The organism is Acidicapsa acidisoli (genome assembly GCF_025685625.1).
GTDB lineage: Bacteria > Acidobacteriota > Terriglobia > Terriglobales > Acidobacteriaceae > Acidicapsa > Acidicapsa acidisoli.
Window position 1 is genome coordinate 2,233,984 of the sequence record NZ_JAGSYI010000001.1, and the last position, 12,463, is coordinate 2,246,446.

At 58.8% G+C, this 12,463-nt stretch carries 12 protein-coding genes; 7 read left to right on the plus strand and 5 right to left on the minus strand.

Annotated features, from left to right (window positions below):
* The first annotated feature begins 131 nt into the window (after positions 1 to 131).
* Entirely contained in the window at positions 132 to 1,889 is a 1,758-nt protein-coding gene (locus tag OHL23_RS09010) for an ArnT family glycosyltransferase (RefSeq protein WP_263351445.1), read from the plus strand.
* A gap of 308 nt (positions 1,890 to 2,197) precedes the next feature.
* The gene (locus OHL23_RS09015; protein WP_263351446.1) at positions 2,198 to 3,199 is read left to right on the plus strand and encodes a GNAT family N-acetyltransferase; all 1,002 of its coding nucleotides are present in this window, start codon (positions 2,198 to 2,200) and stop codon (positions 3,197 to 3,199) included.
* On the opposite strand, the gene OHL23_RS09020 is transcribed toward OHL23_RS09015, so the two are convergent.
* The 4 genes from OHL23_RS09020 to OHL23_RS09035 are packed head-to-tail and all read right to left on the minus strand — an operon-like array spanning position 3,196 to position 6,181.
* Positions 3,196 to 3,378, minus strand: a complete 183-nt coding sequence (locus OHL23_RS09020; RefSeq protein WP_263351447.1) for a hypothetical protein — start codon at positions 3,376 to 3,378, stop codon at positions 3,196 to 3,198. The two genes, OHL23_RS09015 and OHL23_RS09020, sit on opposite strands and share 4 nt — an antisense overlap.
* On the minus strand, positions 3,375 to 3,770 hold the full coding sequence (locus OHL23_RS09025) for a DUF6677 family protein (RefSeq protein ID WP_263351448.1): 396 nt from the start codon (positions 3,768 to 3,770) through the stop codon (positions 3,375 to 3,377). Before OHL23_RS09025 ends, OHL23_RS09020 begins: the two co-directional genes overlap by 4 nt.
* A 40-nt stretch (positions 3,771 to 3,810) precedes the next feature.
* Complete coding sequence (locus OHL23_RS09030) at positions 3,811 to 4,926, minus strand: alpha/beta fold hydrolase (RefSeq protein ID WP_263351449.1); 1,116 nt, start codon at positions 4,924 to 4,926, stop codon at positions 3,811 to 3,813.
* A gap of 40 nt (positions 4,927 to 4,966) precedes the next feature.
* Complete coding sequence (locus OHL23_RS09035; protein ID WP_263351450.1) at positions 4,967 to 6,181, minus strand: M24 family metallopeptidase; 1,215 nt, start codon at positions 6,179 to 6,181, stop codon at positions 4,967 to 4,969.
* 832 nt (positions 6,182 to 7,013) lie between these two features.
* Here OHL23_RS09035 and OHL23_RS09040 point away from each other — a divergent pair.
* The 5 genes from OHL23_RS09040 to OHL23_RS09060 all read left to right on the plus strand — a co-directional run bounded on the left by OHL23_RS09040 (position 7,014) and on the right by OHL23_RS09060 (position 12,087).
* Positions 7,014 to 7,589, plus strand: coding sequence for a helix-turn-helix domain-containing protein (locus OHL23_RS09040; RefSeq protein WP_263351451.1), 576 nt, complete (start codon positions 7,014 to 7,016; stop codon positions 7,587 to 7,589).
* Positions 7,586 to 8,248 carry an NfeD family protein gene (locus OHL23_RS09045; RefSeq protein WP_263351452.1) on the plus strand — a complete coding sequence of 221 codons (663 nt, stop codon included), beginning with the start codon at positions 7,586 to 7,588 and terminating at the stop codon, positions 8,246 to 8,248. The genes OHL23_RS09040 and OHL23_RS09045 overlap by 4 nt, the downstream gene beginning before the upstream one ends.
* A gap of 210 nt (positions 8,249 to 8,458) precedes the next feature.
* Positions 8,459 to 9,868: a flotillin family protein gene (locus OHL23_RS09050; protein ID WP_263351453.1), complete on the plus strand. Its 1,410-nt coding sequence runs from the start codon at positions 8,459 to 8,461 to the stop codon at positions 9,866 to 9,868.
* 218 nt (positions 9,869 to 10,086) lie between these two features.
* A complete protein-coding gene (locus OHL23_RS09055) occupies positions 10,087 to 10,764 on the plus strand; it encodes a PspA/IM30 family protein (protein ID WP_263351454.1) in 678 nt (225 codons plus the stop codon).
* A gap of 330 nt (positions 10,765 to 11,094) precedes the next feature.
* Positions 11,095 to 12,087 carry a hypothetical protein gene (locus OHL23_RS09060; RefSeq protein ID WP_263351455.1) on the plus strand — a complete coding sequence of 331 codons (993 nt, stop codon included), beginning with the start codon at positions 11,095 to 11,097 and terminating at the stop codon, positions 12,085 to 12,087.
* Here OHL23_RS09060 and OHL23_RS09065 read toward each other — a convergent pair.
* Entirely contained in the window at positions 12,084 to 12,440 is a 357-nt protein-coding gene (locus tag OHL23_RS09065) for a nuclear transport factor 2 family protein (RefSeq protein WP_263351456.1), read from the minus strand. The two genes, OHL23_RS09060 and OHL23_RS09065, sit on opposite strands and share 4 nt — an antisense overlap.
* Between the last annotated feature and the right edge of the window lie 23 nt (positions 12,441 to 12,463).

Below are 12,463 nucleotides of genomic sequence, written 5' to 3' on the forward strand. Positions count from 1 at the left end.
AGCCTAAGGGTCGGGCCAACCTCCTCCCTCTTTGGCCCCGACATTCTTAGACTTAGATGAGCGATCTGGGACTGAACCTAGTGGAGACACCTCTGCCACCATCTACTTCAACTGCGCGATCTCGCTGGCAGATGCCATCTTCCACAACCGTCTGGGAAGTGGTCAGCCTTTTCGGGTTCATGGCTTTCTTCCTGATCTATGGCGTTACTCCTCTGCTTGGTGGAGCAGGCCTGGGTCTTGTCGGCGCCGACGAGCCGCGTTATGCGCAAATCGCCCACGAAATGCTGCAGAAGCTGAACGGTGCGCATTCCCTGCGCGAACAGTTGAGCGCCTGCGTGACTCCATACCTCTATGGGCGGCCATGGCTGGAAAAGCCCGCGCTGTACTACTGGCGCGCGATGTATGTCTTTAAGGAGTTTGGCGTTTCCGACTGGGTGGCGCGCCTGCCTTCCGTGAGCTTTGCGCTCTGGCTGGTAGGGTTGACGTACCTGCACATGCGCCGTTTCCGCCGAGGTGGTCACCTGGATGCGGCGCTGATCATGGCGGCCTGCGCGGGCATTCTCGGGTTTTCGCGCGGCGCATCGACAGACATGCAACTGGCTGCGCCGCTGTCGATCGGCCTGCTGGGCTGGTATGCGTGGTACGAGACTAAATCGAAGTTCTGGCTCTTTGATATCTATTTCTTCACCGCTGTCGCGACGCTCGCGAAAGGGCCCGTCGCCCCGTTTCTGGTCCTGGTGATTGTGGGCTGCTTCGCTGCTCTGCGCAAGGAGTGGTGGATCTTCTGGAAGTCGCTGTGGTGGCCGGGGATTGTGCTCTATTTCGCGATCGTGCTGCCGTGGTTCATAGCAGTGCAGCACCAGAATCCGACATTCTTCCAGGAGTTCTTCCTCGAGCACAATCTGGAACGTTTCGCGACCAATAAGTATCAGCACGAGCAGCCTGTCTGGTACTACCTGGTGGTGGTGCTGCTGGCGATGATGCCATGGACCGTGATCGCCATGCGCGCCCTGGTGGACGGAATCAAGGTCTCGATCATCGAGTGGCGGATTCGCCACGCCCGCACGAGTGAGGCGGCCGCCAAAAAAATCGGCGTCAGTCAGCCGGGCGATGCGTTCCCGGAGTTTCTCGTGCTCTGGGCGCTTATTCCCATTGTTTTCTTCTCGTTTTCGCAATCGAAACTACCTGGCTACATTCTGCCGTCCCTGCCGCCGATTGCAATTCTGACCGGCGACTATCTTTTTCGCTCTCGTGCGCGCGGGCTACAGCAATGGGTTCTGCTTGGACACGCACTGCTGGTCGGCGTCGTGACGGCTGCGGTGCTATTGCTGCCCTGGTTTGTGGCTCACGGGACGAAGAAGATGCCACCTTCGCATGCGGCGGTTGTGGCTGGAATTTCCGCGTTATCCGCGGCGGTTCTGATCCTGCTGGTGGTGCAACGGTGGGGTGTGCGGCGGTTGCGGACGGCCACCTGCGCCGTGATGGTCGTACTTTTGCTGTTCATGTACGGAGTCGGCCCATTTTTTGGAATCCCAGGGGTCGATGCAAGCAAACGGACGATCGAGCTGCTTGATCGTTCCTACTCCGCTCGTCCCCTCGCCGAACGTATCGCGACGATTGTCCCAGCGAACGAGACGGTCGCGGTATTTCGCGTCCGCCGGGATATGGAGTACGGCCTGGCCTTTTACCGTAACCATGAAGTCGCGAATTATGACGAGGTTGGCGTTCCGTCCGAGGAACACATCCTCGTGGTGCGCGTTGCAGGGAAAGGAGGCGTCGACCTGGGATCGCAGGCGGCGCTTGAAGAGTATTTGGAAGGCCGGCACTATGAGCCTCTGTTTAGCTGGCCGGAACAGGAACTGGTGGTCTATCTGGTGGGGAGCCGGTAGGAATTCCGTTGACTGGATTTACCTGCAGAAATGAGGCCGCAAGGAACCAAAGGCGCTATAGCTTGAATTGGCACTGACAATTGAGAATTGACGCGGAATCCAAAATCGGGAGTTCCGAGTCTAATGAATCACTCCGGATATATTTCCGGATTGTGAATCTATTCCCGGCTCCAGTCTGAATCTGCTGTATGCTTTTTCACAATCCCTGAGTCGTCGGGTTGGGCTTTCCGAAATCATCCGGATCGGTACTGGGATCGGTATGTTTTCAGAGCTTGCCTGGGTTTGGGCAATCAGTTTTGAGGCGTAGCATGGCTTCCGGTCTTTCGCTCGAGATCCTGGACTTGCGGCACTTTGCCGCACCGATGCTGCGTCCGGTGCTGGAGGCGGAGAGCGCCATGTGGCGGGAGCGGCTGAACTGGGACTACCTCGCATCCGCTAAACTACTGCTCCAGTACCTCGATTCGCGTTCTTTGCCCGGCTATGTCGCAGTGGATGCCGGACGGGTGACCGGGTATGTTTTTTGCGTCTACGAGGATTCCAAGGCCGTAATCGGCGATGTTTTTGCGCTGCCGGAGGAGTCCGCTCATTCTTTGTCGATGGGGCCGGATGGACGCCGCGGCGCGGGACGGGAGGTAGAAGAAAGCCTCCTGCAACGACTGCTGGAGTTGCTGTTACATTCGCCGGGAGTGGATCGAATCGAGTCCCAATTGCTTCTGCACCGCGATGGCGAACACTCGGAGACATTTCTCCGGTCCGGTTTTGATGTCTACCGGCGCCTTTACATGCGGCGCAGTCTCATCGGAACGCTGAGCGAGGCCAGATTTGATTTGGCTGCGGAGCTTGAACTGCGTCCATGGCAAGACCAGGACCTGAACGCGGCAGGAAGACTCATTGCTGAAGCCTATCGCGACCACCCTGACAGCCTGATCAACGATCAGTACCGTACAGTCCACGGTTCACAACGGTTCTTGCAGAACATTGTGAGGTTTCCGGGATGTGGCGTCTTTTCGGTGCAGGCCTCGCATGTCATTGTCGATCGAATCAGCCGGGAACCGATAGCTCTGCTGCTGGGGTCGCGCGTCAGCTCGCAATGCGGGCACATTACGCAGATTTGTGTGCATCCGCAGTATCGCAGGCTGGGACTGGCGAGGTTGTTGCTACGAGTGGCGGCGATGCAGTTCCAAAGACTGGGAATGACGGAGCTGACCCTGACGGTCACAGAGGCAAATTCGCACGCCGTAGATCTCTATCAGTCTGAGCGATATGAGATCGCCCATAGCTTTAACGCAGCCGTATGGGTAAGGGCTTAGCGTGCCAGCAGAAACATAAGCCAGCTTAGGACGATTGCAGAGCCTGTGAAGGCGGCAAAGGAGACTGCTCCGTAGCGCAGCATCCTCTTTGGCGTGTCTCGCTGGGTGATAGCGAAGACGGTGGACGCGAAGAGCGCGAACAAGAGCACCGCGGTGAAGTGGGACGGCCTGAAGATCATTGTTTCCTGCCGGTATATAGATTATGCGCATCGACGGCTGCAATGACATTGAGCAGTCCGGCGACAACGATGAAGCGAGTGCCGTAGTCCGCCGTCGTGACTTGAACGGAGTCTGCGCCGAGGCCAAGCTGACGGCTGATCAGATAAAAGAGGCCGCTGCCGAGGTCGCCTGCGAGGCCCAGCATATCCAGAATATTCTGTGCGCTGGTGTAGAGCTTGCCCTGCATGGCCAGGCCGAGAAAAAACATGCCGCCGATGGCTACCAGCAGCAGTGTTCCGCGAACCCACATGCGCTGCATAAAATGCCCTGCGCCAGGCAGGAGCCAGCCGGCCAGCAGCGGCCCGTATTGGAATCCTGAACTGGCCGTGGTCTTGGATGTGGATGTCGCCATTTCTTCTTGATTCTACATGAGGGCGCTCGGGAGAGTCTGCCTAGCGCGTGACTGCTGGTTCCTTCAGGAAAGAAGCGATGTGCTCGTTGAGGAAAGTTTCATCGGCTGGGCTCGCTCCGGCACCAGCCGGGTGTCCCCAGAGAGAGGGAATCGGAAGCAGCGTGCAATGCGGAATGAACTTTGCCTCGTATCGGGCATCGCCGACGGGGAAATAGAGATCGGTCTCTGAAGGCATGTAGAGAACTAGAGCTTTGATGCTGGCGAGTGCCTTTTCCGTGTCGCCGTGAAAGCCCGGCGTTGTACCCACATCATGCTGCTCCCAGGTGCGCAGTTGCAGGATCAGGTTGTTGGCGTCGGCGTGAGGAATGAAGTTGGTCCTGTACTCGTCCAGCACCTGGGCAAGTGTGGCGCCCGGTTTGGCATCGGTCTTCCACAGCTCGCGCCGCCACCACTCTTGTCCGTAGAGCCACGCTGTCCAGACCAGCGAGAATGCTTGAATCCCTTTCTCCGGTTCCTCGGTGTACTCCCCGCCCTTGAAGGCCGCGTCGGTCGTGATGGCCAGAATTTCACTCTCGTTTCGCGCGATTCCGTGGCCGTACGTCTTGGCTGTGCCGGAGGTGGCTACAATGTGATCCATGAAATTGGGATACGAAACGGCCCACTGAAATGCCTGCTGTGCGCCCATCGAGAATCCGATAACAGCCTGCAGGTGATGCACGCCTAGCTCAGTGGTAAGCAGTTGGTGGACGGCCTCGACGTTATCGCGAATCGTCGTGACCGGGAAGCGCGGCCCATGGAAGGGCTCGGGCGTGTTGCTGGGCGATGATGATCGGCCGTTGCCGAAAAGCTCCGTCGCAATGAGGAACTGGCGCGTGGGGTCGAGCGCTTTGCCGGGGCCGATCAGCCACTCATAGCCGTGCATCTCCGCCATGTAATGCGAGGGCAGCAGCACGGCGTTGTCACCGGCGGCATTGAGATGGCCGTAGGTGCCGTAGACGACCTTGGCTTCCGGCAATACGACGCCACTTTCGGTGCGGAAGTTGCGCAGCACAAAGCTGTGTTCGACGGGCTCGATTTTTGCAGTTGTGGAATCCTGGGGCGCTGCCTGTGCGCTCAGCGAGGTAAGCGCGATAAGGGTGCATAGGAACAATTTCAAGCGATTCGATCTCCTGTAGAGCCTGACTGTCAGATGCGGATCAAATACGGACTAATTCCTGCTGGCGTGGGCCGGTGACCCAGGCGCGGCCGGGGATGGTGAGCATGTTGACTTCGCTGCGGATGCCGAACTGGGGGTGCGCGCCGAAGTTCGGGGGCAGGTAGATGCCGGGTTCGACGGAGAAGCAGGTGTTGGGCAGGATCAGGCGCTCGTCGTGAGTTTCCAGGTTGTCTAGGTGAGCGCCTGAGCCGTGGAGTTCGGCGGCGATGTTGTGGCCGGTCCGGTGGGTGAAGTATTCCGCGAATCCGGCTCGGCGGATGACTTCGCGGGCGGCGTCGTCCGGTTCGTAGCCGTGCAAGGGGCGATTGATGGCGAAGGCCTGCTCAACGACGGCGATGGCTGCGTCGCGGGCGTCGCGGACGGTCGAGAAAACGCGCTGCTCCAGTTCGGTGGGCTCGCGGCCGATGACGCCGGTCCAGGTGATGTCGTAGTGGATGCTGGGCAGGCCGGCGGCGAGAGCTTCGGTTTTGGCCCAGATGTCGATGAGCAGGAAGTCGCCGTTGCGGATGGGGCGCGCGCTGGCTGCTGTTGGCTCGTAGTGGGAGTCGGCGCTGTTGGGGCCGACGCTGACGTTGGGTCCGTTTTCAAAGGTGAGGCCTTCGCGGCGCATGGCGTCTGCGAACCACTGGACCATGTCGTATTCGGTGATGACGCCGGGCTTGCCTGAGGCTGGGTGCAGGACGCGGCCGATCTCACGAAAGGCCTGGGCGAGGATGGCGTCGATCTTGCGCTGGGCGACGTTGTGGCTGGCCATCTGGTCGGCGGTGAGGACGGCTTCGAACTGACTGATGAGGTCGGCGGAGCTGACGATTTCTTTGCCGAGCGAGCGCAGGAGTTCGATTGTGCCTGCGTCGACCATGGAGACGTACATGATGGCGTTGCGCGGCGAGTACTGCATGGCCACGCGGCGCGAGCCGGTGAGCATGGCGTCGAGGGCGGATTCAAGCTCCTGCCAGCTTGAGTAGGCGGATTTTGAGCCGGGAAGGCTGTCGAGGCGTCCGGCTTCGATGCGATGGACGAGCTTGCGCGGCTCGCCGATGGCCGGGACGAAGTAGTACCAGCGGCGTGTGACGTGCGCGTGCGGGTCCAGCCCGAGGATGCGTGTGGCGATGGGGTCGCGATGGTGGTGATCGTAGAAGAGCCAGCCGTCGAGTTGAGCGGCGCGAAGGGCGGCCTGTATGGCTTCCAGTTGCATGGGGACAGCATACGGCATTTTGCCTTAGCTAGAACAAGATGCGGGCTTGCTTGTCGTGTCTTATGGGTCGGGACGTGTGGGTCCTCAGAGCGTTCGGCGCGGTGAGTTGCGGGGCTTGCGCGATGCTTTTTGAGTTGTAAATGCCGTCAGTTTTGGCCCGAAGGCGAACAAAGAGGGAATGATACCCAGGGGGTGAGGGTGTTTTTTGTGTGTATGATGCACATTTTGCATGGCTTAGGGTTATTTTTAGGGTGCGAAAAGGGGCGTTTTTGTGCGGTTTTTGGCGCATAAATGCCCTCTTTTGCGACGTATTCGATGTGGCTCGCAGCTTGGTTCGGCTGTTCTTCTCTATTTTGCGCCTTTGGTGGGTAATTCCGCGCAAAGCCAGTTTGCAGCTTCATTTGCTGGCCAAGCAGATTCCTGCGGGGGAGTGACAGCCAGAAAGGCAAGGGCAACGGCAAGAACAGGTCCGGCTTCTGTGGTTTCCCACCCTTGCCGCAAAGGACGCGTCAAGGATGGGGCACCCGGCACCCGGCTAAGGATTCATATGATACAGAAACCTGAATAATTCAACGCAATAACCTGAATAATTCAACGCTATCGCTGCCAAGAGATCAGGGGATTTCGGGTAGGCATTTGTGGCGTTCGCCGAAACCCAGGTCTCAAAGGCGAGACCTGGGGCACCCTCGTGGTTATTCATTCAGACCTAGCTGTCTGACGGGTGAGATTAAGCCCGTCGATTTTTGTTGACGCGTATTGCAATCAGCGATACATTTATTCGCGGATTGCAATATTGCATTTTGCAATCTCGAAAATCGAGGCGGTTTCGGGGATGAAACTTGGGGAGAAAATCCGGTATCTGCGCGAGGTGGAGGGCAGTTTGCGCGGGATGGGCCGGGCGATCAATCAGCAGGAGCTGGTTAGGCTGATCGAGGGTGAGACTGGCGGCAAGTTGAGCCAGAGCTACCTTTCGCAGATTGAGAGCGGGGCGCGTCCGCACCTGACCAATACGACGCGGCAGACGCTGGCGAGCTTCTTCAAGGTGCATCCGGGGTATCTGGTGGACGATCCCGAGGGGTATCACCCTGAGCTGCAGAGCGATGTTCGCGGCATGGAAGACAAGCTGGATCTTTGGCTGGTGGCCGGGGCGGAACGGTTCCGGCGGGATGCGGTGCTGAAACATGCGCTGCTGACCGTGGCCCGGCATGAGCAGTCGCGGGAGTGCCTGCTGTTGCTGGAGGCGATTCTTGAGACTCCGGGGCTGATGCCGCGATTGATGGAAGTGTTACGGCCGGTTGCGTCGCCGGAAGACGTCGAAGGTGAGGCGGAACTGCTGAAGGCGCGCAAAGCCGAAGAGTCAAAGGCGCGAGGAGCGCTTGGGAAAAGGAGAAAGGTGGTAGAGCGATGATTGCGATTCTTCCGATGGCGGGGGTGACCGCAATTGCGATGGTGGGGGCTGGGATGAGTTTCTGGGAGGGGTTTTACTTTGCTTGTTTTGTGGCGGGGCTGCTGTTGAGCGTGGTTTCGCTGGTGGGCGGGATGGGGCATATTCACTGGCATTTTCATCTGCCTCATGCTTCGCATGTTCCCGTTGGCGGGCATGGGGTGGTGCATCCTGCTGCCAGCGGACGCGGTTCGGCTGCTGTTCCTTGGTGGAATGCTTTTTCGATCATGGTCTTCCTGTGCTGGTTTGGCGCGGCGGGGTATTTGATGACGCGCTATGGGAGCTTTGTGGCCGGGATCGTGTTTCTGCTGTCGGCGCTTTGCGGGCTGGTGGGCGGGGCTTTGATCTTTGCCTTCCTGACCAAGGTGATGCTGCCGTATGAGCGCGAGTTGACGGCGGACGAGACGGCGGTGACAGGTGTGATCGGGCGGGTGAGTGCGCCGATTCGCGCTCACGGAACGGGGGAGGTGCTGTATGAGCAGATGGGCGCGCGGCGGTCTGTTCCGGCTCGCGCGGATCTGGGGGATGCGATTTCGAAGGGGGAAGAGGTGTTTGTGGTGCGGTATGAGAAGGGGATTGCTTATGTCCGCAAGTGGGAGGATTTACCCGAGGTGACTCGATAGTCGAGTTCCATCCCACCCTTGCCACAAAGAACGTGGCAAGGATGGGGCACCCAGAGTTATTGTCCGACCCGCATCGCTGATCCCAGGTCTCAAAGTCGAGACCTGGGGCACCCAGATTGATTTTGTTTTGAGTAAGTAAGTTGAGTAGTTAGCCAGTAACGTTGTTCAACCAATGAAATGACTCTCCCGGTTGAAAGGACCGGGAATCCAATGGCAAACGTGATTGCTATGTATGTTGGCGTGGGTGTCCTTGTGTTGATCTTCTTCATGGGAATGATTGCGAAGATGTATCGCAAGGCGAGCCCAAATGAAGCATTGATTGTCTATGGTGCTCGCGGTCCGCGTGTTATCACTGGCCACGGCACCTTTATCTGGCCGATGGTGGAGAGCTGCCGGGAATTGTCGCTGGAACTGATGAGTTTTGATGTGGCTCCGCAGCAGGACTTGTATACGAACCAGGGTGTTGCGGTGACGGTTGAGGCTGTGGCGCAGATCAAGGTTCGCAGCGATCAGCCTTCGATTCTTACGGCGGCTGAACAGTTTTTGAGCAAGAATCCGCAGCAGCGGGAAGGGTTGATTCGGCTGGTGATGGAGGGCCATCTGCGCGGCATTATCGGGCAGTTGACGGTGGAGCAGATCGTCAAGGAGCCGGAGATGATGGGCGAGCGGATGCGCAATACCTGCGCCGGGGATATGAGCAAGATGGGGCTGGAGGTGGTTTCGTTCACGATCAAGGAAGTGCGCGACAAGAACGACTACATCTCGAACATGGGCCGGCCGGATATTGCGAGGATCAAGCGCGATGCGGATATTGCGATGGCGACGGCGGAGCGCGATACGGCGATCCAGCGTGCGGTAGCTGCGCGGGAGTCGGCGGTTGCGACGGCGTTGGCGGACCAGGAGCGGGTGATTGCGCAGACGGCTTCGCAGGCGCGGCAGGCTGAGGCGCAGCGCGATATGGACATCAAGAAATCGCAGTACGCCGAGCAGAGCCGCAGGCAGCAGGCGACGGCGGATAAGGCTTACGAGATCCAGACGAACATCATGCAGCAGCAGGTGATTGCCGAGCAGGTGAAGATCGAGCAGACGGAGAAGGAAGCGCAGGTGAAGGTGCAGGAGGCTGAGATTCTGCGTCGCGAGAAGGAGCTGATTGCGACGGTGCTGAAGCCAGCGGAGGTTGAGCGTCAGCGGATTGAGACGCTGGCTTCGGCGGAGAAGGCTCGTTTGACGACTGAGGCTGAGGGACGAGGCGCTTCGATTATTGCGCAAGGTGAGGCGGAGGCTTCGATCATCTTCCAGAAGGGCGAGGCGGAGGCCAAGGCGATGAATCTGAAGGCCGATGCGTACCAGGGCTGGAACCAGGCGGCGGTGGTCGACAAGCTGCTGACGAATATGGCGGATGTGGTGCGGGCGATGTGCGAGCCGTTGTCGCATGTGGATAAGATCACGGTGGTTTCGACGGGCAATGACTCGTCGGCCGGGGTGCATAAGGTGACCGGGGATATGACGAAGATTGCTGCGCAGGTTCCGGCGATCTTTGAGGCGCTGAGCGGGATGGATATCAAGAGCCTGATGTCGAATGTGCAGGCGATCCGGCAGAAACCGAATGGGAAGGAATAGCTGTTCGGGATGCGCCCCAGGTCTCAGAAGCGAGACCTGGGCGTCCTACACGTGGAATTTGCCTGAGGTGCGGGGTTCGGTGGTCACCCACCCTTGACGCAAAGTACGCGTCAAGGGTGGGGCACCCAGATTTGTGGATTCCCAGGTCACAAAAGCGAGACCTAGGGCACCCGCTCTTAGTTGGTTTATGAGCTGGAAGTTTGAAAAAGGAGAAGACCATGGCATTGCTGGAGAGAGTGAGCACGCTGTTACGGGCGAATCTCAACGACCTGATCGAGAAGGCCGAGGATCCGGAAAGGCTGCTGAAGCAGCTGGTGTTGGATATGGAGAACCAATTGATGCAGGTGAAGACGCAGGTTGCGATTGCGATTGCCGATCAGCATCTGCTGGAACGCAAACGAAGCGAGCATGAGCAGGAGGTTGCCGAGTGGAAGCGCAAGGCGGAGCTGGCTGTCGCGAAAGGCCATGACGACCTGGCGCGCGGGGCGCTGGAGCGGTCGCTGAGCGTGGAGCGGCTGGCGAAGGGCTTTGCCCAACAGGCGGAGGATCAGAAACTGGAGGCGGACACGTTGCGGCAGACGCTGCGCAAGCTGGATCAGAAACTGAATGAGACGCGGGCGCAGTGCGAGATTCTGATGGCGGAACATCGTCGGACGAAGATTGTGGGGCGGGCTACGCAGGCGCGGCAGACGGTGGGCGTGACCCAGGACGCGGCGCTGGGGCGGATGAAGAGCCGGGTTCGGCAACATGCAGCAGAGAATGCGGCGGCGGGGGAGATTCTGGCGCCGGAGACGCTGGAGGACAAGTTTCAGAGCCTGGAGGAGCATGAGCAGGTGGAACTGATGCTGGGCGAGATCAAGGCGCGGACGGCTTTGCCGGTACCGGGTCGGGAGTAAGGGCGGAATCGACGGCGGAGCCTGGAGGGTTGCTGGTCGATCGGCCTGGGAAATCGCGCCGGTTCGGAGGCCTTCCTGCGTTTCTTGTTCTCATATTTGCTTTTTGTGAGGGGAAGTGAAGGCCTTGGTGCGATTTTTCGTCGGCCACTGGGCGGAGATCTACGTCTAACTCACAGGATCACGATTGCTCTCGGGTTCACTATTCGGGTTTAGCGTTCCGGCTTGGTGTTCGGCCGCATCGGTTAACCTTAATTAAGACTTCCCGTTCGTGCGCGTGAAGGTGTTTTGACCGCGACCCGTCCCAGAATGTCCCTGGAGATCGATACCCGAATGACTTTGCGCCTTTCCCCTGTCTTTACCTGCCTGATGGTGGGAATCGCAGTATTGTGTATCCGGACTCCATTGAATGCGCAGGATTTCGGCCAAGACTCGGCTTCTGTGAAAGCACAGGTCGCAAATCTGGAACTGCCGGATGCTCCGGAGCCGCAGCAGGCTCAGACTCCAGCGGCGACGTCTCCAACTGCGACACCTTCAGCAACGGCAACGCCGGACGGGGGTCAGCAATCCGGTGCGGCTTCCAGTGCGAGTTCCGCGGCGGGAACGGCTTCTTCTTCCGGTCAGAGTGCTAATCCCGACACTGCCAAGGGCGCTACAGGAGGGAAGACACAGCACGAGATTGCGGAAGAGCAGTTGAAGCAGGAGAAGACGCAACGAATTGGCATTTTGCCCAACTTCAATGCCAGCTATATCGACGACGCTGTTCCGCTTACACCTGCACAGAAGTTCCGGCTGATGTTCTCTACCGAGAAGGATCCGGCGACCATTGGATTCTCTATGTTCGTGGCGTTGATCGGGCAGGCGGACGGGTCGCATGAAGGCTACGGCGGTGGAATTGGCGGCTACGGTGAACGATTTGGGCAGAATTACGCGGATACGTTCGATGGGGCTTTCTGGGGCAATGCAGTTCTGCCCTCCCTTTGGCACCAGGACCCTCGATACTTCCGCCTGGGAAAGGGACCGGCGATGCACCGCATCCTCTACGCGTTGTCGACGAACGTAAGAGCCAAGCACGATGGGACGGGGAAGTGGGAGCCGAACTACTCGAATCTGGTGGGGAACCTGATCAGCGGAGGCATTTCGAATATTTATCTGCCGGCGAAAGAGCGCGGGGTGGGGAGCACGTTTGAGGGCGCGTTCGTGGTGACGGCCGAGGGCGGCATCGGGTCAATGCTCGAGGAGTTCTGGCCGGATTTCATTCACTATCTGCAGCGCCGCAAGCAACAGAAGCAGGCGGCTGGCCTGGCTTGGGACGCTAAACCCTAGGCGCTATAGTTCGCCACCACTCGGGCCACTTTTCCGGTGGCTGACATCTCCATGAACTCGGCGGTGCGGGTTCCTTTTTGATTTGTGTAGTAGAGCACGACGCTGTTCAGGCCCCAGAGAACGTCCTCCAGTTGGAAGTGGAGTTCCGGGTAGGCTTCCAGCCCTCGCTGAAAGTAGGCTCGCAGGTTTGGTTTTCCGGCTACTTTGCCGTCTGAGACGTCCAGAAGCTGGGCAGCGACGGGTGAAGTCAGCTCGACTGCATCGTCATAGTGGGTCATGATCCGGTCGAGATCGTGACTGTTCCACGCCGCAGCCCAATGGTTGGCGAGATTCAAGGCCTCGTCTTTCGTCACTGCTGTTTCTCCAGTTTGAGGTT